Here is a 26,355-nt window from a genome sequence, read left to right as displayed (position 1 = left end):
GTTCCGGCGATGAAATTGTCCGACATACCGCTCGGGTGGGCCGTCACCGTAGTCGCGGGGCTACTGGTCAGCGCGCTCCTGGTGGCCCTGCTCCGCAACCGGGGATCCGTCAACGCCACCGGCGCGGATTCCTGGGAGCGCGCCGAGGAACGGCGCCGCCGCAAGGAATCCCTGTACGGCGCCGCCTCGTACACGCTGCTGTTCTGCTGCGCCGCCGTCGCCGCCGCGCTCTCCTTCCACGGGCTGGTCGGCTTCGGCGTACAGAACCTCAACCTCTCCGGCGGCTGGGAGTACCTCGTCCCCTTCGGGCTCGACGGCGCCGCGATGTTCTGCTCGGTGCTCGCCGTCCGCGAGGCCAGCCACGGCGACGCGGCGTTCGGCTCCCGGCTGCTGGTCTGGATCTTCGCGGGCGCCTCGGCCTGGTTCAACTGGGTGCACGCACCACGCGGCTTCGGCCACGCCGGGTCCCCGCAGTTCTTCTCCGGCATGTCCCTCTCGGCGGCGGTCCTGTTCGACCGGGCGCTGAAGCAGACCCGCCGGGCCGCGCTGCGCGAACAGGGGCTGGTCCCCCGGCCGCTGCCACAGATCCGCATCGTCCGCTGGCTGCGCGCCCCGCGCGAGACCTACGCGGCCTGGTCGCTGATGCTCCTGGAGGGCGTGCGCAGCCTGGACGAGGCGGTCGAGGAGGTCCGCGACGACAAGCGGGAGCGCGCCCTGGACAAGGAGCGCCGCAGGCTGGCCGGGCGCCGCGAGCGGGCCGAGATCCGGGCGATCAACCGCTCCCACAGCACCTGGCGCCGCGGCGGCGGCGCCGCGCGGCAGCTGGAGTCCGGCTCGGAGCCCGCCATAGCCGACGGGCCCGGGGCCGACCGGCCCGCCGCCACCGGACGGCGCCGGGCGGGCCGCCCCGAGGTGGAACGGCCCGCCGCTCCGCGCGAGGTCGAGCCCGCCGAGGTCGAGCCCGCCGAGGGCACCGTGGTCCAGCCCGGCCTGCCGGCCCGCCCGGAGCGGCGCACCATCGACCTCACCCTGGAGGAGGACACCGTCACGCTGCCCCGGCTGGACTCGCTGGAGCGCAAGCTGAAGGACCTGGAGCAGCAGTTCGGCTGACGCCCTGTCGACGCCCCGGGGCCCGATGATCCGCCAGGGCGCCGTCGGCCCCCCCGCAGGAGCGTCGGCGCCCGAGCGGCCTGAGCACCCGGGGCGCCCCGGGTGCTCAGGCCGCTCGGTTGCTCAGGCCACCCCGGTTGCCCGGGCCCCGCGGGTGTTCAGGCCGCCGCCCCGCTGAGCTCGAACCACATCCGCTTGCCGGACCCGCGGGGCTCCACGCCCCAGGAGTCCGCGAGCGCCTCGACCAGCATCAGCCCGCGGCCTGAGGAGGCCTGCTCCCCCGGGGTCCGGCGGGTCGGCCACAGGTCCGACTCGTCCTCCACCTCGACCCGCAGCCGGGCCCGCCCGCCGTCCTCCTCGGGCTCCCGGTAGAGCCGGGCGGTGAACATGGCGTCCCGGTCGGTGTGCCGGATGGCGTTGGTGACCAGCTCGGAGGAGAGCAGTTCGGCGGTGTCGATGAACTCGGCGACGCCCCAGCGGCGCAGCGCGTCACGCAGCTCGGCCCGCACCTCGGCGACCCGCGCCAGGTCGGCCTGGCCGATCCGGCGGCGCAGCTGCTGGGCGGCGAGCCCGCCCGCCGGGCCGTCCCAGCGCAGGAGCAGCAGCGCTATGTCGTCCTCGCGCTCGCTGGAGTCGGCGGCCTGGGAGGCGATCCGCTCGGCCAGCTCGTCCAGCGGGTCGCGGGCCGCCTCCCCGGCGGGCGGCAGCGGGCGGGCGAGCACCTGGGTGAGCCGGGCGATGCCCTCGTCCAGGTCCATGCCGCGTGCCTCGACCAGGCCGTCGGTACAGAGCAGCACGGTCTCGCCCGGGTCCAGGCTGAACCGGGTGACCCGGTACTCCTGGTCCGGATCGATGCCCAGCGGCAGCCCGCCGGCCACCGGCACCACGGCGGCGGTGCCGTCCGCGCGGCGCACCACCGGGTCGAGGTGGCCGGCCCGGACCGCGTAGACCACGCCGTAGTCCACGTTGACCTCAGCGTAGGTGCAGGTCGCGAAGTGGTCGGTGTCCAGGTCGGCGAGGAAGCGGGAGGCGCGGGCCATCACGGCGGCGGGCGGGTGGCCCTCGGCCGCGTAGGCGCGCAGCGCGATCCGCAGCTGGCCCATGATCCCGGCGGCGTGCACGTCGTGCCCCTGGACGTCGCCGATCACCAGGCCGACGTGCCCGCCGGGCAGCGGCACCACGTCGTACCAGTCGCCGCCGATCTGCAGGCCGGAGCCGGCCGCGAGGTAGCGCACGGCGGTGGTCACGCCCGGCACGGAGGGGACGGTGCGCGGCAGCATCACCCGCTGCAGGCCGGCCGCCAGCTCGTGCTCGGCGTCGTGCAGCCGGGCCCGGGCCAGCGACTGGGCGACCAGCCCGCCCAGGGTGGACAGCAGGGTGCGCTCGTCCGCGTCCAGCTCGCGCTCGTCGTCGAAGCTGACCACGCAGACGCCGATCGCCCGGCCGCTGGCCACCAGCGGCAGGTACGCCCAGGAGCCGCGGCCGGTGCGGCTGGTCGGCCCCCACACCTCGGGGTAGCCGGCGCGGAACTCCTCGCGGGTCGAGACGAACACCGGCGCGCGGTGCCGCAGCGCCTCGGCGGCCGGGTGGCCGGCGGGCAGCACGGTGCGGTCCCAGACCGCCAGCGCGTCGGCGCGGTAGCCGAAGGCGCCGAGGATCCGGGCCCGTCCGGCCTCGAAGGAGGCCAGCACCAGGCCGTCCGGCGGCAGGCCGGGCAGCGGCAGCTCGGTGAACACCCGGGCCACGTCACGGACGGTGACGGCTTCGGAGAGGGCGCGCGCCGCCTCCTTGATGAACCGGGAGCGGTCCTCGCGCAGCAGGGCCATCCGGTCGGCGAGGTCGCGCTTGTGCAGCTCGACGGTGGCGTCCCAGACGAAGCCGACCATCCGGGAGGCGCGGCCGAAGGCGTCCGCGAGCACCCGGCCGCGGAAACGCACCGCGCGCATGGTGCCGTTCGGCCCGACGGTGCGGTAGTAGGCGCCGCACTGGCCGAGCTCGGCGACCGCGCGCTCGACCCGGCGACGCACCACCGGCGCGTCCTCGGGGTGCAGCAGGGCCAGGAAGGAGGTGGCGGTGCGGTCGAAGCGGGCCTGCCCCGGGCCGTCCAGGCCGATGATCGTGCAGGCCCGCTGGTCGCCCTCCAGGACGTCGCGGCGGATGTCCCAGTCGAAGGACCCGATGCCGTTGGCAGCCATCGCGGGCTCCAGCCAGTCCGGCATGGAGTCGGCGGAGGCGGGCGGCAGTCCGCCGGTCAGCACGGGGGCCAGCCGGGCGGCGGCGAGGCTCGGCGACGGGCGCACCGCGGGGCTTCGCCGGGTCGACTGCGCGGGCGGCCGGGCCCGGCCCGTCCCGGCGGTGGTGGGGCCGACGAGGGGCTGTCCGGGGCTCCACGGCTCGGGGACGGTCGGCTGCTCGGGGAGGGTCGGCTCGATGGTTGCGGACTCCACGGCTCGCGACGGCTCCACGGCTCGCGGCTCTGCGGTTCTGGGCTCCACGGCTCGCGGCTCTACGGCGGACGCGCCGGGAGGAAGCGCCGGCCCCGGCGACTCGGGCTCAGTGGGCATGCTGCTCCTGCCGCTGCCGTGGCGGACCGCGCCGACCGTTCGGACGGGCCGCGTGGCGGTGTGATGGGTCGTGCTGGATAGGACGGTGCCGACGGACGGTGGTCAGTCGAGGTACGGTCTCCCCGCTACTTCCCGCACGTGGACACACATTCCCACCATCCTGGCCAATGTTCCGCCGAGCGGCAATGCCAACGGTCCGGAAATCTTCCGCTCCGCCTTCTGTTCAGGGCTTCCTTCGCCGGCGAATCAATCGGCCGCGAACAATCGTACGGCCGCGGCGGCCGGGCTCAGGGCAACGCGAGTTCGAACCAGGTGACCTTGCCGTCGCCTCTCAGCTGCACGCCCCAGGAGTCCGCGAGCGCCTCCACCAGCAGCAGGCCGCGCCCCGAGGTCGCGTACTCGGCCTCCGGGGCGCGGCGGCGCCCGGGCAGCCTGCTCGTGCCGTCCTGCACCTCGATGCGCAGCCGGTGGTCCGAGCCGAGCACCGCGTCGAAGACCGCGCCCTTGGTGGTGTGCAGCAGCGCGTTGGTGACCAGCTCGGAGGAGAGCAGCTCGGCGGTGTCGGACAGCTCCGGCACCCCCCAGCGGTCCAGCGCCGAGCGCAGTCGTCGCCGGACCGAGCCGACCGCGACCAGGTCGGCCGGGTCGAGCGTCAGGTGCAGCCGGCGGTGCAGCGCGCACCCGGGGGCCGGTGTGCCCGGCAGGGCCGTCCCGGTGGCCCCGGCGGTGCCGGTGGCGCCGACCGTCCCGGTGTTGCCGACCGCACCCTGGACCGGGCCGGACCGGTAGGCGTCGCCCGAACTCGTCCGCTGCCGCGGGAATCGCGACTGACCGTCCATCACCACAATGCCCCCGCCCTGAAATCCGGGCCCCCGCCTCCGGATCCCCCGCCGGCCGGGTGGCCCCCTCGATCTGACCACCATCCTCATGCCCAGTTGACGGCGTTTGCAACAGTGTGCGTCCGATCACGTGGGGTGAAAGGGGCACGGGGAGGTCCGCGTGATCCAACTGCCCGCGCCGGACAGGTTTGCGAAGCACAGAGGCGATTTCGAAGCCGCCGCCACTCGATCCCGCGCACACCCGGCGCCCGTACGGGCCGCGCCCCCGACCCCGCGCCCCCGACCCTGCTCCCGCCCGCGCCCCCTCCCCTTCCGCCCTGCCCGTCACCCCTGCCCGTCACCCCGGCCGCCGCCTCTCACCCCCATCCGCCGCCCAGGAAGCCGAACCCGCGCGGACCGGCAACGCTGGACAGGGCGCCCCGGGCCGGGTTCAATGGCCCGAGATGTTTGAACGCCGTTCTAACATCACCCCCGGGAAGCCCCCCGGCCCCCGAGCCGACCCCCTCCCCCGGCGACCGCGAGCGAGGAACCGTGCGACTGACCCCCACCGAGCGGGACCGGCTGCTGATCTTCACAGCAGCCGAACTGGCCCGCGCCCGCCGAGCCCGGGGCGTACGCCTCAACATCCCCGAGGCCACCGCCCTGATCGCGGACGCCGTCTGCGAGGCCGCCCGCGACGGCCGGCGCCTGGCCGAGGCCATCGAGGCCGGCCGCTCCGTGCTGACCGCCGACGACGTACTGCCCGGCGTGCCCGACGTGGTCACCGTCGTCCAGGTCGAGGCCGTCTTCGACGACGGCACCCGCCTCGCCGTCGTCAACGACCCGTTCCAGGGCGCCGGCTCGCTCGGCGACGAGGCCCCCGGCGGCGCGCTGATCGGCGACGGCGCCGGTTACGACCCGGTCGAGGAGACGCTGCTGCTCCCCGTCCACAACACCTCCGAGGTGCCGATCTCGGTCACCTCGCACTTCCACTTCTTCGAGGCCAACCCGCGCCTGGCCTTCGACCGCGCCGCCGCCTACGGCACCCACCTGGCCGTCCCGGCGGGTTCCTCGGTGCGCTTCGACCCGGGCGCCACCGTCGAGGTCGGCCTGGTGCCGATCGGCGGCGAGCGGGTCGCGATCGGCTTCGCGGGGCTCGTGGACGGGCCCCTGGACGCGCCGGGCGCGAAGGAGGCCGCCCTGGCCAAGGCCCGCGCGACCGGCTACCTGACCAGCTTCGACGACGCGGAGGTGCCCTCATGACGGCGATCACCCCCCATGACTACATCTCCGTGCACGGCCCGCGCGCCGGGGACCGGATCCGGCTCGGCGACAGCGGTCTGATCGTCCGCGTCGAGTCCGACTCCCAGGCGCCCGGCGACGAGTTCCTGGCCGGCTTCGGCAAGACCGCCCGCGACGGCCTGCACCTCAAGCCCGCCGCCGTCCGCGACACCTGCGACGTCGTGATCAGCAACGTGCTGGTGATCGACGCGGTCCAGGGCATCCGCAAGACCTCGATCGGCCTGATCGGCGGCCGGATCGCCTCGATCGGGCGGGCCGGCAACCCGGACACCCTGGACGGGGTGGACGTGGTCGTCGGCACCGGCACCACGATCGTCTCCGGCGAGGGCATGATCGCCACCGCCGGCGCCATCGACACCCACGTCCACCTGCTCTCGCCGCGGATCATGGAGGCCTCGCTGGCCTCCGGGGTCACCACGATCATCGGCCAGGAGTTCGGCCCGGTCTGGGGCGTCGGCGTCAACTCGCCGTGGGCGCTGCGCCACGCGTTCAACGCCTTCGACGCCTGGCCGGTCAACATCGGCTTCCTGGGCCGCGGTTCGTCCTCCGACCCGGCCCCGCTGGTCGAGGCGCTGGCCGAGGGCGGCGCGTCCGGTTTCAAGGTGCACGAGGACATGGGCGCGCACACCCGCGCGCTGGACACCGCGCTGCGGGTCGCCGAGGAGTACGACGTCCAGGTCGCCCTGCACACCGACGGCCTGAACGAGTGCCTCTCCGTCGAGGACACCCTGAAGGTGCTGGAGGGCCGGACCATCCACGCCTTCCACATCGAGGGCTGCGGCGGCGGTCACGTCCCCAACGTACTGAAGATGGCGGGCGTGCCGAACGTCATCGGCTCCTCCACCAACCCGACGCTGCCGTTCGGCCGGGACGCCCTCGGCGAGCACTTCGGCATGATCGTCTCCGCGCACGACCTCAAGGTCGACCTGCCCGGCGACGCGGCGATGGCCCGCGACCGCATCCGGGCCGGCACCATGGGCGCCGAGGACGTGCTGCACGACCTCGGAGTCATCGGGATCACCTCCTCCGACGCCCAGGGCATGGGCCGGGCCGGCGAGACGGTGCGCCGCACCTTCGCCATGGCCGGGAAGATGAAGGCCGAACTCGGCCCGCTCGACGGCACCGGCTCGTACGGGACGACGGAGACCGGCGACGACAACGAGCGCGTACTGCGCTACATCGCCAAGCTCACCATCAACCCGGCCATCGCGCACGGCCTCTCGCACGAGGTCGGCTCGATCGAGATCGGCAAGCTCGCCGACATCGTGCTGTGGCGCCCGGACCACTTCGGGGCCAAGCCGCAGCTCGTCCTCAAGGCCGGCTTCCCCGCGTACGGCGTGGTCGGCGACCCCAACGCCTCCACCGACCGCTGCGAACCGCTCGTCCTGGGGCCGCAGTTCGGCGCCCACGGCGCGACCGCCGCCGACATCTCGGTGGCCTTCGTCGCCCAGGCCGCCGCCGACGGCGCCTACCTCGACCGCCCCGCCGACGGGCTGCCCACCCGCCGCCGCCGCGTCGGCGTCCGGGGCACCCGCGGCATCGGGCCGCGCGACATGGTGCGCAACGCCCGGGTCGGCCACGTCGAGGTCACCGAGACCGGGCTGGTCTCGCTGGACGGCTCACCGCTGCGCTCCGAACCGGCCGACAGCGTCTCGCTCAGCCGTCTCTACTTCCTCTGATCGCCCCGGATCTCCCCCGATCTCCCCCATAGGACTTGATGATGACCACCCCCACGCCCGCCTCCCTCGGCTACCGGATGCCCGCCGAGTGGCACCCGCACGACCGCACCTGGATGGCCTTCCCGACCGCCAACCCCACCTTCGACACCCCCGAGGCGCTGCACGCCGGCCGCGAGGCCTGGGCCGCCGTCGCCGACACCATCGTCCGGTACGAGCCGGTGACGCTGGTCGTCAACACCGGTGAGACGGCTGAGGCCCGCAAGTACGTCTCCGAGCGGGTCGAGATCGTCGAGCGCCCGCTCAACGACGCGTGGATGCGCGACATCGGCCCGTCCTTCCTGATCGACGGCAAGGGCTCGCTGGCCGCCGCCGACTGGATCTTCAACGGCTGGGGTGCGCAGTCCTGGGCCCGCTGGGACAAGGACCAGCACATCGCCGAGCACATCGGCGAACTGACGGAGGTTCAGTGCTTCGCCTCCCGGCTGATCAACGAGGGCGGCGGCATCCACGTCGACGGCGAGGGCACGGTGCTGCTCACCGAGACCGTCCAGCTCGGCGAGGGCCGCAACGCCGACTGGACCAAGGAGGAGGTCGAGGCCGAGCTGCACGCCTTCCTCGGCACCACCAAGGCGATCTGGCTGCCGCGCGGACTCACCCGCGACTACGACGAGTTCGGCACCCGCGGGCACATCGACATCGTCGCCTCCTTCGTGCGCCCCGGCGTCGTGGTCGCCCACGTGCAGCCCGACCCGTCCCACCCGGACCACGAGGTCTGCCGGGAACTCGTCGCCGTCCTGCGCGCCTCGACGGACGCCCAGGGCCGGCCGCTGGAGGTCGTCGAACTGCCCGCCCCCACCGTCCTGCTGGACGAGGACGGCGAACCGGTCGACTACTCCTACATCAACCACTACGTGGCCAACGGCGCCGTGATCCTGTGCGCCTTCGCCGACCCGCGCGACCAGGAGGCCGCCGCCATCCTCGGCCGCGCCTACCCGGGCCGCACCGTCGAACTCGTCGACGCCCGCGAGATCTTCGCCAACGGCGGCGGCATCCACTGCATCACCCAGCAGCAGCCCAAGGCCTGACCCCCGGGGCTGCCGGAGCGGGGCCCACCGCCCCGCTCCGGCAGCCTTCGAACTACCGTTCCACCCAGGGAGAGCACCGCACATGGCCGACCCCCGCCCGCGCCGGCCCGCACGCCCCCGCGAGGAGGTCTTCGCCACCGCCCGGGCCGCGATCGCCGAACACGGGCTCGCCAAGCTCACCATGGCCGGACTCGGCAAACAGCTCCAGATGAGCGCCGGACACCTGCTCTACTACTTCGGCAGCAAGGACCAGCTCCTGCTGGAAACCCTCCGCTGGAGCGAGGACCAGCTCGGCGCCCGCCGCCGCGACACCCTCGCTGACCACACCCTCGACCCCTGGCAGCGCCTCGACGCCTACCTGCGCCTCTACCTGCCCGAGGGAGCGGGGGACCCGCGCTGGATCCTCTGGGTCGAAGTCTGGGGCCGCTCCCCCGCGAGCGCCGAGATCCGCCGGGGACAGCAGGAGATCGAAGCCCCCTGGCAGGCCGACCTGGTCACCCTCATCGAACAGGGCACCGCCACCGGCCACTTCACCCCGGGCCCCGCCGCCGACCGCGCCACCCAGATCCGCGCCCTCCTCGACGGCCTCGCCGTCCCCATCGCCATCGGCCTCCCCGACTCCCACCCCCCAGCCGCCCTCACCCAGGCCACCGCCGTCACCGGCATCCTCCTCCGCGCCTGAGCCACGGCCGCTCCCGGGGCGAAATAGGCAGACCGGTCCACCGTCACTCGGTCCAGACGGCGGCGGCGGTGCGGTCGTCGGCGTAACCCTTGGCGCGGACCTGGACCTGGCGCAGGAAGTCGACGGTGCCCGGGGTGTGCGGGTGGGCCCAGTGGGTGGAGAGGAAATGGGCGACGGCCGGTTCGTCGGCGATCGGGCGGGCCAGGCCGGGGGTGCAGAGGAGCAGGATGTCGCCCGGCGTGGCGGGAACGAGCCGGAAGCGGAACGGGCGCGGGTCCGGGACCGGGGCCTCGGGCGCCGGCGGCTGGCCGTCCGGGTGGTGCAGCAGCCGGGCCGCGTACGCGTCGATCCAGTGGCCGGAACGCAGCAGGTACAGGCCGCCCGGGCCGACACCGAAGGCCGCGCGATAGCCCGCCGCCGGGTCGAGCGACACCATCAGGCAGTGCAGCGAGGCCGGCGACGGGCTGTCGTCCCCCTCCGCCCGGGGTGCCAGCGCGCGCAGCGGGGCGACGGCTCCGGTGGCCAGCCGCTGGAGCCCGTAGCGGAGCCGGTCCCGGGCACCGTCGCGCAGGTCGGCGGCCAGTCCGGCCCGGCTGCGCCCGATCGCGGCGGCGAGTTGGCGGCAGGCCTCACCGGCGGCGGTGGCGACGGCCTCCGCGGTGACCGTGTCGTCCTCGGCGCCGCCCGTCCGGTCGAAGCCGCCGAGCACGGCGAGCAGCAGTCCGTCGGGCCCGTCGCCGAAGCGGGTGACCAGGAGGGAGTCGCGGCGCGGTTCGCCCCGGTAGCGCGCGGAGTCGCCCCGGACGGACACGGCGCGCAGGACGGACGGCCCGTACTGCGCGCCCTCCAGCACGGTGTCCGGGGCGAGCGAGCGCAGCGAGCCCGGGTCCGCCTCCGGTACGGCCGTCGGCTCGGGCCCGTAGGTCGGGGGGCGTTCGCCGACGTGCGGGACAGTGGCCCCGCCGTCGGCGAGCGGCGCGCGGACGGCCAGGCGGGGGTCGGGGACGGTGGCGGTGACAGGTGCCGGTGCCGGGTCGGATTCGGGCGCCGGTGCGTGGTCGGGCTCGGGTTCGGGGGTCGGGTCGGGGGTGGCTGCCTTGAGTACCTCGGGTCCTTCGGGCGCCTCGGCCACCGCCTCGGGCGCTTCAGGCACCTCGGCAACCTCTGAAACCTCGGCAACCTCCGGAACCTCCGGAGGTTCCGGAACCTCGGCGACGACGGGCCCGGGGGCTGACGGCGGGGTGTTCTTCTCCAGCGAGAGCGGAACAGCCGCCTCCTCCGGCTCCGGCTCCGGCGTCTCCGCCGCCGCCCTCGGCGCGTCGTCGGCGAAGGAGGGCGCCGGGAACTGGTGGGTCTCCATGGACGTCCGCTGACGCCCGATCCCCTCCGGTCCGTCGGTCACGTCTGGTCCGTCGATCACGCCGACCGCCGTGTCGAACCAGTCGTCGAGGCTGTCGCGGCCGTCCTGCGCGGGCTCCGGCTCACCCTCCGCCGCCGCCGGAGCCGGGGCCGGCTCCGGCTCCGGCTCCGGCTCCGGCGACCGCTGCTGCCCGATGAGCCCTGCCGCCGTGTCGAACCAGTCGTCGACGCTGCCGTCCCCCGGGTCGGCGTGCGGGGTGTCCGGGAGGGTGCCCGCCGGGCCGTCGTAGACGGTGTCCCACCAGCCGTCGTCGGGCCGGTGCGGCTGTGCGGGTGCACCCTGCTTGCTCATCTGGCGGCTCCTGCCTCGGTCCGTGGTCGCGCCGCCCCCGGCGGGCCGGGCTCGACGTCATTGTTCTCCAAGTGCAACGGCCCTGTCCGGGTTTCGGCGACAACCGGTCACCCACCGGAACATCCCGGCCACCGCGCCGACCAGCCGGTTCGTCGCCCGCGCCCGGTCGCTTCACCGGGGACGTCACCGCCCGGCCCGCTTCCGTTCCGTCCGTGCTTGCCGGATGTGCCCGGAGCAGGGTGTTTCCTGGACATCCGGGCGTTCCGACCCCCGAAAATGAGGGCCGGTGGGGGGCATCGCTTCACTCGTTCGGCTGATTAAATGTGCGCATGACCGCGTCGGCCCCCAGCTCACCCCGACCGGGGAGGGCCGCACCGGCGGGCCGCCCGGTGGGTGCGCTGTTGGTCCTGCTGCTCGCCGCCCTGTTGTCGATGCTGCCCTGCGCGGGTCCGGCGAAGGCGGTGGACGGGCCTGCCCGTCCGGTGCCGGCCGCCGCCCCGGCCAGTGCCCTCACCGTCGTCAGCGTCGTCAGCGTCCAGGTCGCGACCGGACAAGCGCCCCACACGGGCCACGCCGAGCAGGCCACCAAGCCCGCCAAGGCCGCGAAGCTCGCCGAGGTCGGCAAGGCCTCGAAGGCCTCCGACCAGCAGCGGATCGCCGAGGAGCAGGGGCACTGGATCCTCTGCACCGCCGACGGCCAGCCCCCGCGCAACAACGGCTGCACCAGCCACCCGTACTGCCCGCAGGACGCCCAGCTGCCGAATCCGCCGCCGCAGCCGCAGCCCGCCGTGTCACCCGTGACCCCGGCCGCGCCCGAGGCGCTGCCCCGGGTGGTGCCCGCGGGCCTGCTGGACGGTTCGCACCCGGCGCCCGACCTGCACGAACTCCAGGTCCACCGGTCCTGAGCGGAACCCACCGCCGGCCCAGCCGCCGACGGATCCGCCCTGCCTCACTCTCCAGCTGACCGCCGCCACCGACCTTGTGCGCGGCGGAGACAAGGACACCACCATGGGTTCCGCCAAGCAGTCCAACAAGTCCGGCGGCAAGCAGGTCGGCCTCGACCGCCGCGCCCGGATCGCCGAGCTGCGCGCCGCCGAGCAGCGCCGCGACCGCCGTAACAAGGTCGTCGCTTCGGTGGTGGCCGGTGTGCTGGTGATCGCCGCGATAGCCACCGGCACCTGGGTCGTCATGGACCAGAACCAGAAGAAGAAGGACAAGGAAGCCGCCGCCAACGCGGACATCCCGGGTGTGAAGACCTTCGGCGACCTGACCCGCAACCACGTCAAGGAGAAGGTCACCTACCCGATGACCCCGCCGGTCGGCGGCGACCACAACGCGGTCTGGCTGGACTGCATGGGCCACGTCTACGACCAGCCGGTCGAGAACGAGCGTGCCGTCCACTCGCTGGAGCACGGCGCGGTCTGGGTGACGTACAACGGCAAGGCCACCCCGGACGACATCAAGACCTTGACCGACAAGGTCAAGGCCACTCCGTACTCGCTGATGAGCCCGTACCCGGACGAGCAGGGCACCATCACCCTGAACGCCTGGAGCACCCAGCTGGTCGTGGACAGCGCCAGCGACCCCCGGGTGAACCAGTTCTTCACCAAGTACGTCCAGGGCAAGCAGACCCAGGAGCCGGGCGCCTCCTGCACCATGGGGCAGATGTGACCGCCGACGCGGGCCGTCCCCAGGCGGCCGCGGCCGAGAACGGCGTGGAGACGGCCGTGGACCCGGCTGCGGAGGCCGTCACCGGAGCCGTCACCGCCGAGGACGGCGGGGGCGCGGCCCCGCGCCGTCGGCGCATGTGGTGGCCGGCCGCGCTGGCCGCCGCCGTGGCGCTGGCGCTCGGGGTGCCGGCCCTGGTGGCAAGCGGGACCTCCGCCTCCGGCACCGCGCTGTCGGTCCCCGCGGACGACTCGCCCGAGGCCGGGTTCGCCCGCGACATGGCGACCCACCACCAGCAGGCGGTGGACCTGTCGTTCGTCGTCCGGGACCGCACGAGCGACGAGCCGACCCGCACCCTCGCCTTCGACATCATCAACACCCAGGCCAACCAGCGCGGCATGATGATGGGCTGGCTGGACCAGTGGGGGCTGACACAGCACTCGGGCGCCAAGCCGATGGCGTGGATGCAGATGGGCCACGACTACCAGGCGCACGACGGTTCGCTGATGCCCGGCATGGCCACCAACACCCAGATCGCGAAGCTGCGTTCGCTCAGCGGGCGGGACGCCGAGGTGTTCTACCTGCAGCTGATGATCGAGCACCACAAGGGCGGCGTCGAGATGGCCCAGGGTTACGTGGACCTGGCCAGGAACGACACCGAGAAGCGGCTCGCGCAGTCGATGGTGATCGCCCAGACCTCGGAGCTGCAGCTGATGACCGACATGCTCACGGAGCGCGGCGCCGCCCCCGGCGTGCCCGCGTCCTGAACCGGCTCACCACTCCCACCGCTCTCGTTCCCCGGACGGCCGGGGCGCAGCCGACGGTCCCGCACCGTCCCCGCCGCGCCCCGGCCGTCCGCCGTTCCTACCCCCTGCGGAGACCTCGCATGACCCCCGACGCACCCGAAGCACCTGCCGCACCCGGCGCACCCGACGCACCCGACGCACCCGGCGCACCCCGCGCACCCCGCGCACCCTGGCTGATCGCCGGACTGGGCAACCCCGGACCGTGGTTCCGGCAGACCCGGCACAACGCGGGCTTCCTGGCCGTCGACCGGCTGGCCGAGCGGCACGGCGCCCGGTTCCGGTGGCACGGCATCGCCACCCTGGTCGCGGAGATCGCGGTCGACGGCCGGCCGGTGCTGCTCGCCAAGCCGCTGTGGTTCATCAACCTGTCCGGCCGCCCGGTGGCCGCGCTGCTGCGCCGCTACGGCGTGCCGGTGGAGCAGCTGGTGGTCGTGCAGGACGACCTGGACTTCGCGTTCGGCTCCGCCAGGCTCAAGCGCGGCGGCGGGCCCGGCGGCCACAACGGGGTGCGCTCGGTGGGCGAGGTGCTCGGCACCCGCGACTTCGTCCGACTGCGGTTCGGCATCGGCCGGCCGCCGAAGGGGCAGAGCGTCGGCGACTTCGTGCTGAAGAAGTTCTCGGACGACGAACTCACGGCCATGCCCGGCGAGTTGGACCGTTGCGCGGACGCCCTGGAGACCCTGGTGCGGCGCGGCCTGAACCGGGCCCAGGACGCCCTGAACGCCCGCCCCGTCCCTGAGACCGGTCACGGCGCGGAAGCGGGCCGTGGCACGGAGACCGACCATGGCGCGCGGTGACGACTTCCGGTGTTCCCTGTGGGACGCCGGGGCCGAGGACGACGCGCAGTCGGCCCTGACCGCCGAAGCGGTCGCGGAGGCCCAGCGGCTGCTCGGCGTCACGCTTCCGGCCGCCCTGCTCGACCTGCTGCACCACCGCGACGGCGGCGGGGTCGCGGAGGACCGGAACGCCTTCCCCACCAGTCGGCCGACCTCGTGGAGCGCCGACCACGTCCCGTTCGACTGGCTGATGGGCATCGGCCGGCGCGCGGGAGCGCTGTCCCTGCTCGACAGCCCGTACCTGGTCACGGAGTGGGGCCTGCCCTCCCCGGTGGTCCTGCTCTCGGGTGAGGGACCGTGCTGGATCGGGCTGGACTACCGGGAGCGCGGCCGGGACCGGGAACCGTCCGTCACCTGGTTCGAGGCGGACCTCGGCCGGGAGCTGCCGCTCGCGCCGGACTTCCGCTCGTTCCTCGAAGGCCTCACCGCAGCCGACGACTTCGAATGAGGATCACCGGGCACCCCGGGCACCCCGGGCACCGCGGGTGCCTCGAACGCCCCGGGAGCCCCGGGAGCCCCGGGAGCCCCGGGAGCCCCGGGACCGGGCACGGCCCGATGTCTGCGGAGCGGACCGCGGGCCGGCCGGGTGAGGAGTGCGGCCGCGGCCGCGACCGCCGCGAGGAGGAGGAGCACCGTCCGCCCACCGGACGCCGCGCCTGCCAGGTGGACGCCGAGGACGGACAGTGCCATGCCGAGCGCCGTACCGAGGCTGCGCGCCATGTTCACCATGCCGCCGCCGACCGCCGAACACTCCGCAGGGATCGCCCGCATCACCAGCGCGTTGTTGGCCGGCAGCAGCAGGCCCAGCCCGTACCCGGCGACCAGCAGCGGGGCCGCCGACACGGTCGAGGCCGGCAGCAGGGCGAACAGCAGCAGCCCGCCCGCCGCCACGGCTGCGCCGAAGCGGCACCTGGTCGCATCCGACCAGTCCCGGGGCAGCAGCCCGCCGCCGACCGTCGCGGCGAAGGCGAACGCGGCGGGCAGCAGGGTGACCAGCAGGCCAGCGCCGGCCGTCGACACACCCGCGCCGGTGAGCAGCACGGGGCCCAGCACGAGCGGGCAGAACAGCAGCAGGTAGCCGATCAGCGCGACCACCAGGCCGGACCGCACGCCCGGGGTGTTGACCAGGCCGGGTGCCAGGATCGGCCGGGCGGCCCGCCGCTCCTGGCGCACCAGCGCCACCGTGAGCACGGCGGCGGCGAGCAGCAGGACGGCGACGACCCAGCCGGGCAGCGGAAGGCCGGAGGCGGTGGACAGGGCGAGCAGCAGCGACGTGGTCGCGCCGGTGAGCAGCAGCATGCCGGGCAGGTCGAAGCGGGCGTCGTCGCGGTGCGGACGGGCCGTGGGGCGCGTCCGGGGGTTGGGAACGGGGCCCACGCCGTCCGTCCGGGTGCGGGGCAGCAGGTACCAGCCGGCCAGGATGCCGAACACGGCGATCGGCACGTTGACCCAGAACACCCAGCGCCACGAGGCGTGTTCGACCAGCAGGCCGCCGAGGCTGGGCCCCAGCGCCAGCCCGAGGCCCTGGGCGGAGGCCTGGATGCCGAGCGCGCGCCGCATCGCGTGCTCCGGGACGCCGCGGGCGACCAGCGCGACGCTGTTGGCCTGCATCATCGCGGCGCCGACGGCCTGGACGGCCCGGCAGCCGACCAGGATCCAGAGGCTGCCGGCGAATCCGGCGCCGAGCGAGGAGAGGCCGAAGACGGCGAAGCCGCCGATGTACATCGTCTTGCGGCCGGCCAGGTCGGACAGTCGGCCGATCGGGGCCAGCAGGGCGACCAGGACGAGCAGGTAGGCGAGGGCGACCCATTCGACGGCGGCGAAGCCCGCGTCGAAGTGGTGGCCGATGGCGGGGAAGACCAGGGCGATGACGCTGGCGTCGAGCTGGCCGAGGAAGGCGCCGAGGCAGACCGTGCCGACAGCCAGCCAGTGGGCGTGGCGCCACCCGGCGATGCCGCGGGGCCGGGGCCGCTCGGTGAGCAGTCGGGCGGCAAGGGCGGTGGCGTTCATGGGACGAATATATCGGATGCAGACATGTTCTTTCTACGAGCAGGTCGTCCTGCGATACGAAGCGTCTCGCGGGGCGTCCACACCGCGCCCGAGGGACGGACCGCGCCCCCGGCACGCCCCGTACCAGGAGATACGCTGTCCGCCATGCCGTCGTCACCACACGTTCCCGACCCCGCCATCACAAGCCCCGACCCGGCGGTCGAGCACGCCCGGCAACTGACCGACACCGTGACCCGGCTGCGCCGCGCACTGCGCAGCAGCATCCGCACCGACTACCCGTGGGAGTCCCTGCCGATGGCGCAGGTCGAACTCCTCCAGACCCTCGCCGCCGCACCACTGCGGGTCGGCGAACTGGCCGCCCGTCAGCGGCTCGCCCCCAACACCGTCAGCGGACTGGTCGGCAAGCTGCTCGAAGCCGGCTTCGTGGACCGCCAGGCCGACCCCGGCGACCGCCGCACCGCCCGGATCGCCCTCACCCCGGCCGGACGGCGCCAGCTCGACGACTGGCAGCAGGCGCACGAGCGCCGCATCGCCACCGCGCTCGGCGCCCTCGAACCCGCCGACCGCGCGGCGGTCGTCAACGCCCTGCCCGCCCTGGAGCAGCTCGCCCGGGCCCTCGCGCAACAGCCGGGGACCGGCACCGAACAGGGCTGAACCGGCGTCGACCGGCTCGCCCCGTCCCGGCCGGTGCCGCCGGTGCCGCCGGTGCCGCCGGTGCCGCCGGTGCCGCCGGTGCCGCCGGTGCCGCCGGTGCCGACCGGTGGACAAACCCGTTGGTCGACGGCCCGGTCCTGCCGCTACCGTCGCCGGCATGACCACAGCACGGGTACACATCGAGCCCTGGACGGACGCCGACCTCGCGCTGCTGCGCCGGGTCAACACACCGGAGATGAAGACGCACGTCGGCGGCCCGGAGACCGAGGAGCAGCTGCTCGTCCGGCACGGCCGCTACCTGGACTTCGTCCCGTCCGGCCTCGGCTGCATGTACCGGATCGTGCTGCTGCCCGAGGACGCGGCGGTCGGGGACGGGACAGTCGACGGCGGGGCAGTCGACGGCGAGTCGGTTGGCACGGTCGGCTACGGCACCCGGACCTGGGAGGGCGAGACCGTCCACGAGATGGGCTGGAACGTGCTGCCCGGCTTCCAGGGCCGGGGCATCGCCGTCGCCGCCACCCGCGCCGCGGTCGCGGCCGCCCGCCGCGAGGCGGCCCACCGGTACCTGCACGCCTTCCCGTCGGTGGACAACCCCGCCTCCAACGCGGTCTGCGCGAAGGCCGGGTTCACGCTGCTCGGCGAGACGGAGTTCGAGTTCCCGCCCGGGCGGTTCATGCGCAGCCACAACTGGCGGGTGGACCTGCGCAGTTCGGAGTGATCACCTCAGGAGTGATCGGTCCGGAGTGATCGGTCCGGAGCGATCGGTCCGGACCGATCGGGCCGGCGGTCAGAACAGGGTGCCGCTCTCCAGCTCCAGCAGCAGGCGCTTGCGGTCCACGCCCGCCGCGAAGCCGGTGAGCGAGCCGTTGGCGCCGAGCACCCGGTGGCAGGGGCGCACGATCAGCAGCGGGTTGGCGCCCACCGCGCCGCCGACCGCGCGGACCATCCGCGGCTCCTGCCCGGCCAGCTCGGCGAGTTCGCCGTAGGTGACGGTCGTGCCGTACGGGATCTCGTCCAGCGCGGCCCAGATCCGGCGGCGGAACTCGGTGCCGACCGGCGCGAGCGGCAGGTCGAAGCCGGTGCGCTCGCCGGCGAAGTAGGCGGTCAGCTGGGCGACCGGCTCGGCGAGCGCCTCCGGGTCGAGGACCCAGTCGTCGGCGGGTTCGGCCAGCGCGTACTTCTGGCCCGGCGCCGTGACGGTGGCCAGCGCGGCCGGCCCGCCGTCCTCGGGCAGGACACCGCTGAGCAGCAGCCGGCCGAAGGGGCTCTCCATGGTGGTGTAGACGGTGCCGGTGTGGGCGGTGCCGGTGTGGGCGGTGCTCGTGTGGACGGTGGCAGTGGGGACGGTGGCAGTGGGGACGGTGGTGCTCATGCTCGTTCGTTCTCCGTTCCGGTGCTGGTGGTCGCGGGGCCGGCCCACAGCCGGTGGACCGCGTAGGAGCGCCACGGGGCCCAGGCCTCGGCCGCGCGGGCGGCGGACTTCGGGTCGCCGGGGACGCCGAGCCGGACGAGGCCGTGCTTGACTCCCACGTCGCTCGGGAGGAAGACATCGGGGTCGGCGAGGGCCCGCATCCGCAGGTAGCCGACCGTCCAGGGGCCGATGCCGGGCAGGGCCAGCAGCCGGGTCGCGGCCTCCTCCCGGTCGACCCCGCTGTCGAGGCTCACCACGCCCTCCGCCAGGGCCGCGCACAGGCCGGTGAGCGCGCGGCGGCGGGCAGCGGGCATCGCGAAGTCCTCCGCCTCTGCCGTGGCCAGGACCGCCGCGGTCGGGAAGAGCAGCCGCAGGCCGCCGCTGGGCTCGGGCAGTGCGGTGCCGTACTTCTCGGCGAGCCGGCCCGCCAGGGTACGGGCCGCGCCGACGCTGACCTGCTGGCCGAGGACGGCGCGGACGGCGAGTTCGTGCGGGTCCACGTGGCCGGGCGAGCGCAGTCCGGGGCGCTCGCGGACCAGCGGACCGAGCACCGGGTCGGCGCCGAGCTGCTCGTCGACCGCGAGCGGGTCGGCGTCCAGGTCGAAGAGGATGCGCAGCCGTTGGACGGCGGTCGGCAGGTCGCGCAGGTCGGCGAGGAAGAGCCGGCAGTCCAGCCAGCCTCGGGTGCGCGGCTCGTCCGGCGCCAGGCCGTCGACCTCGGCGATGCCGTGGCCGTACGGGAGCCCGAGGGTGCGCCGGTAGGTCCGGACGCCCGGGCGCGCGCCGGGGACGACCTCCTCCACACCGGGGATGGCGCGCAGGGCGAGGAAGTCGATCAGGTGGTCGCTGTCCAGCGCGCCGCGGTAGGCGAGGCGCAGGGTCAGGCCGCCGGCCGGGGTCGCGGTGCGGCGACCGGCGGCGACCTCGGCGCGCAGGCCGCTGGGCGTACGGTCGTAGACCTCGCGCACGGTGTCGTTGAACTGGCGGACGGAGGCGAAGCCGGCCGCGAACGCGATGTCGGTGACGGACAGCTCGGTGGTCTGCAGGAGGAGGCGGGCGGTCTGGGCGCGACGGGCGCGGGCCAGCGCGATCGGGCCCGCGCCGAGCTCGGCGGTGAGCTGACGCTGCAGCTGGCGGGAGCTGTAACCGAGGCGGCCGGCCAGACCCGCGACGCCCTCGCGGTCCACCACGCCGTCGCCGATCAGTCGCATCGCGCGGCCGACCAGGTCGGCGCGGTGGTTCCACTCGGGGGATCCCGGCACCGAGTCGGGGCGGCAGCGGCGGCAGGCACGGAAGCCTGCGCCCTGGGCGGCCGCGGCGCTGGGGTAGAAGACGCAGTTGACCCGCTTGGGGGTCACGGCGGGGCAGCTTGGTCGGCAGTAGATGCCGGTGGAGGTGACGGCCGTAAAGAAGACGCCGTCGAAGCGGGCGTCGCGGCTGTCCACGGCTCGGTACCGGATGTCGTCGTCGATCACGTTGTCCAGTCTGCGGGATCGGGCGGGGGGTGACTGGCGGGAATCGGACATCGCCGTTCGGGGGCCCTCCCCCTCCCCCGCCCCACCCCTCCCCCGCCCAGGCCCGGCCCGGCCCGAAATTCACGGCCGTTCCGGCCGGCCCGCGGCTACGCTCGCCGCATGAGCGAGCAGCCAGGCGCCCGGCCCACCGGCCGGCCCTACACCGGCCACCCCTACGCCGGCCCGGACGACCCGCGCGTGGTCGCCCTGCCCCCGGAGGAGTTCGCGTTCCCCGGCCCGCTGCGCGACCAGCTGGTCGCGGCCGTCCTCAGCGGCGCCAAGACCAGCACCACCGGGCTGGTCGCCGGCTACGAGCACGAGGGCGAGCCCCTGCCGCAGCCCGGCGAGCGGGGCGCCGTCCTCGACTCGGACGGCCGCCGGGTCGCGGTGATCGAGACCACGGACGTCCGTGTGGTCCCGCTCTCCGAGGTCGACCTGCGGCACGCCCTGGACGAGGGCGAGGGGTACGCCAGCGTGGCTGACTGGCGCGCCGTGCACGAGGGGTTCTGGCGGAGCCCGGAGATGCTCGCCGCCCTCGATGACCCGGACTTCACCGTGGACGACACCACCCCCGTGCTCCTCCAGCGCTTCCGGCTGGTGGCCGACCTCCGCTGAGCCGGGTGGGCCGGGCGGAGGCCGGCCACCGTCGCCGCAGCGCGACAGCGGCCGATTGACGGCGGTCGGCCGGCTCCGACGGGTCAGCGCTTCACCGGACCTCCCACGGCACGCATCGACTTGGTGATCGTCTTCCACTTCTGCAGCCGGGCCTTGGCCACCCGGGCGTCCGAGCGCGAGGCGATCCACTCGTTCTCGCGCTGGAGCTTGAGGTAGCTCTCCATCCGGCGCTGCGGCAGGGTCCCGTCGGCCAGCGCCGCCTGCACCGCGCAGCCCGGCTCGGTGTGGTGGCCGCAGTCGTGGAAGCGGCACTCCTCGGCCAGCTCGGCGATGTCGGCGAAAGCCAGGTCCACGCCCTCGCCACCGTAGAGGCCGACCTCGCGCAGCCCGGGAGTGTCGATCAGGACGCCCCCGCCGGACAGCGGGATCAGCTCGCGGGTGGTCGTGGTGTGGCGGCCCTTCTGGTCGACCTCACGGGCCTCCTGGACGGTCATCACCACGGCGCCGGCCAGCGCGTTGGTGAGCGTGGACTTGCCGACGCCGGACTGGCCGATCACCGCGGTGGTGCCGGGGGTACAGGCGCGCAGCACGTCCATGCCTTCGCCGGTCTCGGCGCTCACGACGACCACCGTGACCCCTGGCGCGATCGCCTCGACGTCGGCCCGGATGAAGTCGGCGTCGTCCACCAGGTCGGCCTTGGTGAGGGCGACGAGTGGTTCGGCGCCGGACTCCCAGGCCAGGGCGAGGAAGCGCTCGATCCGCCCGAGGTCGGGATCGGTGGCGAGGGAGGAGGCGATCAGGACGGTGTCGACGTTGGCCGCCAGCACCTGACCGTCGGAGCGCTTGCCGGCCACCTTGCGGATGATCGCGGTGGAGCGCGGCAGCAGCGCGACGACGGCGGCCATCGGCTGGGCGTGGAGGTCCACGGCCGCCCAGTCGCCCGTGCACGGGCAGTTGATCATGTCGGCGTCGCCGACCGGCCGGGTGTCGAAGCGGACGGTGCGCGGCTCGCCCGTCTCCGGGTCGGCGATCACGGCGTCGCACTGGCCGCGGTCGACCCGGACGATCCGGGCCGGGAGCAGCCCGGCCTCGCCGAGCGGGGTGAACAGCTCCGCGAGCTCGGGCGTCCAGCCGTAGCCGGCCAGCGCGGAGCCGGCCTCGGAGGGAGCGGTGCCGACCTCGGCGGAGGAGAAAGAAGACAGAGAAAGAGAAGGAGAGAACGACGGAACGGAGGCAGCGTTGGTCAACGCAGTGGCCCTTCGGGAGCAATGGTCCCGGCGGGCTACGGCTGGCGCGAAAGGGCTCAGCCGGCGGCCGGGAAAAGGAGGTGAACGCGAGTACTGCCCTGGGCAGCTATCGGGGCGACAACGACCACGGGGTTCACCTCCTGCTCTCTACTCCTCGGGCGGCCCAACGGCCTCCGAACCGGACACGTCACACGCTAGCGAAGCGCCCTGGCTGCGCCAACCCATTTTTGACCTGCGGAAATACGCCCCACAGAGGCCAGGAAGCCCCCGTACCGCGACTGTCCCCGTACCGGCGCCATCCCCCCGTACCGGCGCTATCCCCCGTACCGGTGCTTGAGGTTCGGGTCGTCCAGCCACCACGGCCGCATCCCCGTCTCCTCCTCCTCCGGCCGCCCCTCGGCCCGCGCCTCCTCGGCCGCCGCCTCGAAGCGCGCGTCCAGCTCGGCGTCCACGGCCCGGATCTCCTCCCGCCCCTGCACGACCATCCGTCGCACCAGCGCGGCCAGGAACGGCAGTCCGACCAGGTCCCCCAGCACCCAGAACGCGTTGCCGCCCCAGGTCTGGTCCTGCGCCAGGCTCGGCCCCCACGGCCGCCCGAGCGCCACGTAGTAGTGCTCGGCGACCAGGTGGCCGCCGTAGATCAGCACGATCCCGAGCCCCGCGTCGAAGATCACCTCGGCGAAGGTGATGAACAGCCCGACCAGGTGCGGGTACTCGTGCCCGACCGGGTCGATCTGCAGCCGCGGCCAGAAGTAGGCGAGGCCGAGCAGCACCAGCGCCAGGTGCAGCAGCACGTTCCCGAACGCGCTGGAGACCGACTCCTCGTACCAGGGCGTGAAGTAGAGCAGCCACGGCGGTGCCATCAGCAGCGCGGTGGAGACGGCCGGGAACATCAGCACCTTGGACGGGCGGCTGCGCAGCGCCCGCAGGATCCGCTCCCGGCGGGCCGGCGGCGCGGCCTCGACCAGCAGCGAGACGGGCGCGCCGAGCGCGAGCAGCAGCGGGACGACCATCAGCAGCAGGACGACCTGCACGGCCCGGTCGGTGAAGAGGATCCGGTCGTACACGCCGAGGCCGGAGCAGGTGCACCAGATCCACAGGAGCAGTCCGCCGAGGAAAGCGGCGGTGCGGGTGGGCTTCCACCGCTCGCCGCCGGACCGGTGGACGGTGCGCACCGCGGCGAGGTACCAGGCGCCGAGCAGCACCGAGAGGGTGAGCACCAGCGGTTCGGCCGTCCAGGAGGTGGCCAGGTCGGACCACTGCCACGCGGGCGGTCCGTGGTAGGCGAGTACGGAGACCGCGCCGTCCACCGCGCCGTTCATCCGTCCGCCCACCTCGCTCGCACCCGCCGCCGCCGAGGCGGCGGCAGCCGTGCACACCATCGCCATCGGGCCCCGCGGCGGACGCCGCGACGCCCGGCCATGATGTCGCCGCGCCGGCGGCCCGCCGCGCGCGGGGCCCACCTCTATACCCGGTCCTGAACAAAGCTTTACCCGGCCCGAACAAAGCTTTGCCCAGGCAAAGTTCTGCCCCCGGGCCCCGTCGCTCCGCAACCGCGGCGACGACCCGGACGTCTGGCAGGATGCCCGTCGGCGATACCCGCCACGTGGGTGACAAGGGGACGACACGAGGTGCACAGCACTGCACGCGGCGAGGGCCGCCGGCTGGCCGCGCGCCACCGCAACATCGAGCTGGGCCTGCTGGCGCTCGCGGTGGCCGTCTGTCTGGCGGGACACATCGAAGCCGATCTGGCGCTGACCGGCAAGATGCCGCCCGGACTGCTGGTGCACGGCCTGTCGCTGGGCGCGCTCGCCGGGGCGGCGCATCTGGCGGTGCGCCGGTTCGCACCGTACGCGGACCCGCTGATCCTGCCGCTGGGTGTCTTCCTGACCGGCTTCGGACTGGTGCTGCTGGACCGGCTGGACATCAGCTACAAGGCCGCGCACAGCGCCAAGGGCGACTACCAGAAGCTCCCGGCCGCGCCCGCCCAGCTGATGTGGGTGTTCATCTCGGTGGCGGCGGCGATCGCGCTGATCGTGCTGGTCAAGCACCACCGCTTCTTCCAGCGCTACGTCTACCTGCTGATGGCGGGCGCGCTGATCCTGCTGGCCGCTCCGGTGGCCTCGCCCAGCGACAGCTTCGGCGCCAAGCGCTGGATCCGGCTGTTCGGGCTCTCCTTCGAGCCGGACGAGTTCGTGAAGGTCGCGATCACGATCTTCTTCGCGGGCTACCTGATGGCCTCCCGGGACGCGCTCGCGCTGGCCGGCCGCAAGGTCTGGGGGATGACCCTGCCGCGCGGCCGGCACGCCGGGCCGGTGCTGGCGATCTGGGTGGTCAGCCTGCTGGTGCTGATCTTCGAACGGGACCTGGGCACCTCGCTGATCTTCTTCGGCGTCTTCATCGTGATGCTGTACGTGGCGACCGAGCGCACCAGCTGGGTGGTGCTCGGCCTGCTGATGGCGGTCGGCGGCGCGGCGGTGGTCGGCACCGTGGAGCCGCACGTGCACGGCCGCGTCGAGGCGTGGCTGCACCCGCTCGACTACTACAAGCCGGTGCACGACAAGGCGATCTCCGAGCAGCCCGCCGAGGCGCTGTTCAGCCTGGGCACCGGGCACCTGACCGGGACGGGCCTGGGCTCGGGGCGGCCCTGGCTGATCGGCTTCGCCGGGCGCAGCGACTTCATCTTCACCACCATCGGCGAGGAGCTGGGCCTGGCCGGGGTGACGGCCTTGCTGCTGGTCTACGTGCTGCTGATCCAGCGGGGTCTGCGCACCGCGATCGGCCTGACCGACCCGTTCGGCAAGCTGCTGGCCACCGGCCTGTCGGCGGCCCTGGCGCTGCAGATCTTCGTGGTCGTCGGCGGGGTGAGCGGGCTGGTCCCGCTGACCGGCAAGGCGCTGCCGTTCCTGGCGGCCGGCGGTTCGTCGCTGCTGGCGAACTGGCTGATGGTCGCGCTGCTGATCAAGCTGAGCGACTCCTCCGGGCGCACCGCGCTGGAGCCGGCCCAGCCCACCACCGAGCCGTTCCCGGTCCGGGCCGCCCCGGCGGCGGCCGGCCCGACGCCCACCAGCCCGACGCCGACCCCGGCGGCGCCGCAGTACGGCTACCCCCCGAACCCCGCCACCACCTGACCGCCCGACCGGCGGACCTTCCGACCACGTGACCGCACGACCACAGGGACCGCCGGACACGGCACAGGGCCTCCCCCGCACCCGCGGGAGAGGCCCTGTCCGTTGGCACCGCACGCCCCTGCCTACCGCTGCTCCCACGGCGGCCGGGGCGGCCGCGGCGGGTACCCCGGCAGCTCCTGCCCGGGAGGACCGCCCGGGCCTGCGGCCGGAGGCCCGCCCGCAGGCCCGCCCGGCAGGGGCCCGGACGGCCGGTCGCTGTCCGGGGGCGGCGGGGTGGGCCGGTGGTGCGGCCCGCCGCGGGCGGTGAGCCGGCCGCGCACGTTGTCGGCGGCCAGCACGTCGGCCCACCGCTCCGGGTACTCGGAGGGCACGTCGACGTCCTCGCCGTCGTCCTCGCCCCACTCCTCCTCGGCGCCCTCGGCGAGCCCGAGTTCGCGGGCGCGCCGGGCCCGTTCGACGGCTCGCCGGGCGGCGACCTCGCGGACCACGGCGGCGGCCGCCTCCTCGTGGGCCCGTTCGTTCTCGGCGCGGGCGTCGGCGGTCTCCAGGGTGGGCCAGCGCCGGTCTATCGCGGCGTTCATGGCGGCGCCGATGAGGACCGCGAGGGCCACCACGAAGATCCACAGCAGGACGGCCACCGGTGCCGCCAGCGAGCCGTACACCGAGGGGCCCTCGACCGAGCTGACCAGGTAGAGCCGCAGGCCGACGCTGCAGAAGACCAGCACCACCAGGGCGACGAGGGCGCCGGGGATGTCCTCGCGCCACGGGGTCGAGACCGGGACGGCCAGGTGGTAGAGGGTGGTCAGCGAGACGATCAGCAGCACGATCGCGACCGGCCAGTACGCGGCGCCGACGAGTCCGGCGATGCCCGGCACGGCGTTCTCCACCAGTCCGGGCCCGGCCATCAGCAGCGGCAGCACCAGCGAGCCGATCACCAGGGCGCCGAGGTAGAGGCCGAGCGACATCAGCCGGGTCTTGACGATGCCGCGCTTGCCGTCGAGCCCGTACATGACGGTGATGGTGTCGATGAAGATGTAGAGCGCCCGGGAGCCGGACCACAGCGACAGCAGGAAGCCGATGGAGACGAGGTCGGGCCGGGTGTGGTCGAACACCTGGTTCAGCAGCGGGACGACGACCTCCCTGACGGAGGAGTCCGACAGGACCGTCCCGGAGGCCGAGACGATGTCGTGCTTGAGCCGGTCGATGGTGCCCGCGCCGAGGAACTCGTCGAGGTAGCCGAGGGTGCCGGCCAGGCCGAGCAGCAGCGGTGGGATCGACAGCAGGGTGAAGAAGGCCGCCTCCGCGGCGAGGCCGGTGACCCGGTACTCCACGCAGGTGTTGGTGGTGTCCTTGACCAGCTCCCACGCCGTGTGGCGCCAGGTGGCCTGTTTGGCCGCGCGCCGGGAGCCCTTGCCCCGGCGCCGGGAGGCCCGCTCGGGGTTCGTTCCGCTCGTATCGCCTGCTGCTTGCACAGGGCCAACCGTATCGGGCCGTGGCCCCGCGGTTGATCTC

Annotated in this window: 22 protein-coding genes and 1 pseudogene; 14 read left to right on the top strand and 9 right to left on the bottom strand. The window is 74.2% G+C overall.

The genetic code is table 11. From position 1 onward, the window contains the following. The first annotated feature begins 9 nt into the window (after positions 1-9). Positions 10-1,110, top strand: coding sequence for a DUF2637 domain-containing protein (locus tag ACZ52J_RS14035; protein WP_360499258.1), 1,101 nt, complete (start codon positions 10-12; stop codon positions 1,108-1,110). 158 nt (positions 1,111-1,268) lie between these two features. On the opposite strand, the gene ACZ52J_RS14030 is transcribed toward ACZ52J_RS14035, so the two are convergent. Next, positions 1,269-3,557 (bottom strand): ATP-binding SpoIIE family protein phosphatase, encoded by a 2,289-nt coding sequence (locus ACZ52J_RS14030; RefSeq protein ID WP_360499256.1) that lies wholly within the window; start codon positions 3,555-3,557, stop codon positions 1,269-1,271. A gap of 404 nt (positions 3,558-3,961) precedes the next feature. After that, the gene (locus tag ACZ52J_RS14025) at positions 3,962-4,513 is read right to left on the bottom strand and encodes an ATP-binding protein (RefSeq protein ID WP_465618555.1); all 552 of its coding nucleotides are present in this window, start codon (positions 4,511-4,513) and stop codon (positions 3,962-3,964) included. A 531-nt stretch (positions 4,514-5,044) separates the two neighbouring features. Between ACZ52J_RS14025 and ACZ52J_RS14020 the strand changes: the two genes are divergently transcribed. From ACZ52J_RS14020 to ACZ52J_RS14005, 4 genes are all read left to right on the top strand, one after another. Then, positions 5,045-5,755 (top strand): urease subunit gamma, encoded by a 711-nt coding sequence (locus tag ACZ52J_RS14020; protein ID WP_465618553.1) that lies wholly within the window; start codon positions 5,045-5,047, stop codon positions 5,753-5,755. After that, on the top strand, positions 5,752-7,473 hold the full coding sequence (locus ACZ52J_RS14015; RefSeq protein ID WP_360499251.1) for an urease subunit alpha: 1,722 nt from the start codon (positions 5,752-5,754) through the stop codon (positions 7,471-7,473). The genes ACZ52J_RS14020 and ACZ52J_RS14015 overlap by 4 nt, the downstream gene beginning before the upstream one ends. Positions 7,474-7,511: 38 nt before the next feature. Further along, complete coding sequence (locus tag ACZ52J_RS14010; RefSeq protein WP_465618551.1) at positions 7,512-8,558, top strand: agmatine deiminase family protein; 1,047 nt, start codon at positions 7,512-7,514, stop codon at positions 8,556-8,558. Between the two features lie 82 nt (positions 8,559-8,640). Further along, positions 8,641-9,240, top strand: coding sequence for a TetR/AcrR family transcriptional regulator (locus tag ACZ52J_RS14005; protein WP_465618549.1), 600 nt, complete (start codon positions 8,641-8,643; stop codon positions 9,238-9,240). Positions 9,241-9,283: 43 nt separating this feature from the next. On the opposite strand, the gene ACZ52J_RS14000 is transcribed toward ACZ52J_RS14005, so the two are convergent. Then, a complete protein-coding gene (locus tag ACZ52J_RS14000) occupies positions 9,284-10,951 on the bottom strand; it encodes a PP2C family serine/threonine-protein phosphatase (RefSeq protein ID WP_465618547.1) in 1,668 nt (555 codons plus the stop codon). A gap of 329 nt (positions 10,952-11,280) precedes the next feature. Here ACZ52J_RS14000 and ACZ52J_RS13995 point away from each other — a divergent pair, with 329 nt between their 5' ends. From ACZ52J_RS13995 to ACZ52J_RS13975, 5 genes and pseudogenes are all read left to right on the top strand, one after another. After that, the gene (locus tag ACZ52J_RS13995; protein WP_465618545.1) at positions 11,281-11,856 is read left to right on the top strand and encodes a hypothetical protein; all 576 of its coding nucleotides are present in this window, start codon (positions 11,281-11,283) and stop codon (positions 11,854-11,856) included. A 103-nt stretch (positions 11,857-11,959) separates the two neighbouring features. Continuing rightward, positions 11,960-12,622, top strand: a complete 663-nt coding sequence (locus tag ACZ52J_RS13990; protein WP_360499241.1) for a DUF3105 domain-containing protein — start codon at positions 11,960-11,962, stop codon at positions 12,620-12,622. Between the two features lie 134 nt (positions 12,623-12,756). Beyond that, positions 12,757-13,386 (top strand): DUF305 domain-containing protein, encoded by a 630-nt coding sequence (locus ACZ52J_RS13985; RefSeq protein WP_360499406.1) that lies wholly within the window; start codon positions 12,757-12,759, stop codon positions 13,384-13,386. 119 nt (positions 13,387-13,505) lie between these two features. Beyond that, positions 13,506-14,222, top strand: a complete 717-nt coding sequence (pth, locus tag ACZ52J_RS13980; RefSeq protein ID WP_465618542.1) for an aminoacyl-tRNA hydrolase — start codon at positions 13,506-13,508, stop codon at positions 14,220-14,222. Then, a pseudogene (locus ACZ52J_RS13975) lies at positions 14,209-14,619 on the top strand (SMI1/KNR4 family protein); the annotation flags it as partial. The gene pth and the pseudogene ACZ52J_RS13975, both read left to right, overlap by 14 nt. Here ACZ52J_RS13975 and ACZ52J_RS13970 read toward each other — a convergent pair. After that, positions 14,577-16,271 carry an MFS transporter gene (locus ACZ52J_RS13970; RefSeq protein WP_465618540.1) on the bottom strand — a complete coding sequence of 565 codons (1,695 nt, stop codon included), beginning with the start codon at positions 16,269-16,271 and terminating at the stop codon, positions 14,577-14,579. The pseudogene ACZ52J_RS13975 and the gene ACZ52J_RS13970 sit on opposite strands and share 43 nt — an antisense overlap. A 144-nt stretch (positions 16,272-16,415) precedes the next feature. On the opposite strand from ACZ52J_RS13970, the gene ACZ52J_RS13965 reads away from it, so the two are divergent. Continuing rightward, entirely contained in the window at positions 16,416-16,925 is a 510-nt protein-coding gene (locus ACZ52J_RS13965; protein ID WP_465618538.1) for a MarR family winged helix-turn-helix transcriptional regulator, read from the top strand. 157 nt (positions 16,926-17,082) lie between these two features. Beyond that, positions 17,083-17,643: a GNAT family N-acetyltransferase gene (locus tag ACZ52J_RS13960; protein WP_465618536.1), complete on the top strand. Its 561-nt coding sequence runs from the start codon at positions 17,083-17,085 to the stop codon at positions 17,641-17,643. A gap of 69 nt (positions 17,644-17,712) precedes the next feature. On the opposite strand, the gene ACZ52J_RS13955 is transcribed toward ACZ52J_RS13960, so the two are convergent. Both ACZ52J_RS13955 and ACZ52J_RS13950 read right to left on the bottom strand, forming a co-directional pair. Next, on the bottom strand, positions 17,713-18,297 hold the full coding sequence (locus ACZ52J_RS13955) for a methylated-DNA--[protein]-cysteine S-methyltransferase (RefSeq protein ID WP_465618534.1): 585 nt from the start codon (positions 18,295-18,297) through the stop codon (positions 17,713-17,715). Beyond that, a complete protein-coding gene (locus ACZ52J_RS13950) occupies positions 18,294-19,862 on the bottom strand; it encodes a DNA-3-methyladenine glycosylase 2 family protein (protein ID WP_465618532.1) in 1,569 nt (522 codons plus the stop codon). The genes ACZ52J_RS13955 and ACZ52J_RS13950 overlap by 4 nt, the downstream gene beginning before the upstream one ends. 108 nt (positions 19,863-19,970) lie before the next feature. Here ACZ52J_RS13950 and ACZ52J_RS13945 point away from each other — a divergent pair, with 108 nt between their 5' ends. Next, complete coding sequence (locus tag ACZ52J_RS13945; RefSeq protein ID WP_465618530.1) at positions 19,971-20,465, top strand: ASCH domain-containing protein; 495 nt, start codon at positions 19,971-19,973, stop codon at positions 20,463-20,465. Positions 20,466-20,548: 83 nt separating this feature from the next. Here ACZ52J_RS13945 and rsgA read toward each other — a convergent pair whose 3' ends face one another. Continuing rightward, on the bottom strand, positions 20,549-21,667 hold the full coding sequence (gene rsgA / locus ACZ52J_RS13940; RefSeq protein WP_465618787.1) for a ribosome small subunit-dependent GTPase A: 1,119 nt from the start codon (positions 21,665-21,667) through the stop codon (positions 20,549-20,551). A 359-nt stretch (positions 21,668-22,026) separates the two neighbouring features. Next, positions 22,027-23,100 (bottom strand): cytochrome c oxidase assembly protein, encoded by a 1,074-nt coding sequence (locus ACZ52J_RS13935; protein WP_465618528.1) that lies wholly within the window; start codon positions 23,098-23,100, stop codon positions 22,027-22,029. A gap of 243 nt (positions 23,101-23,343) precedes the next feature. On the opposite strand from ACZ52J_RS13935, the gene ACZ52J_RS13930 reads away from it, so the two are divergent. Continuing rightward, entirely contained in the window at positions 23,344-24,843 is a 1,500-nt protein-coding gene (locus ACZ52J_RS13930) for an FtsW/RodA/SpoVE family cell cycle protein (protein WP_465618526.1), read from the top strand. A 122-nt stretch (positions 24,844-24,965) separates the two neighbouring features. On the opposite strand, the gene ACZ52J_RS13925 is transcribed toward ACZ52J_RS13930, so the two are convergent. Continuing rightward, on the bottom strand, positions 24,966-26,315 hold the full coding sequence (locus tag ACZ52J_RS13925) for a YihY/virulence factor BrkB family protein (RefSeq protein WP_465618524.1): 1,350 nt from the start codon (positions 26,313-26,315) through the stop codon (positions 24,966-24,968). Positions 26,316-26,355 lie beyond the last annotated feature (40 nt).

It is taken from the genome of Kitasatospora sp. NPDC034035 (assembly GCF_055575755.1).
The sequence above is the reverse complement of the archived record's forward strand: the minus strand, read 5'-3'. Positions and strand labels throughout refer to the sequence as shown.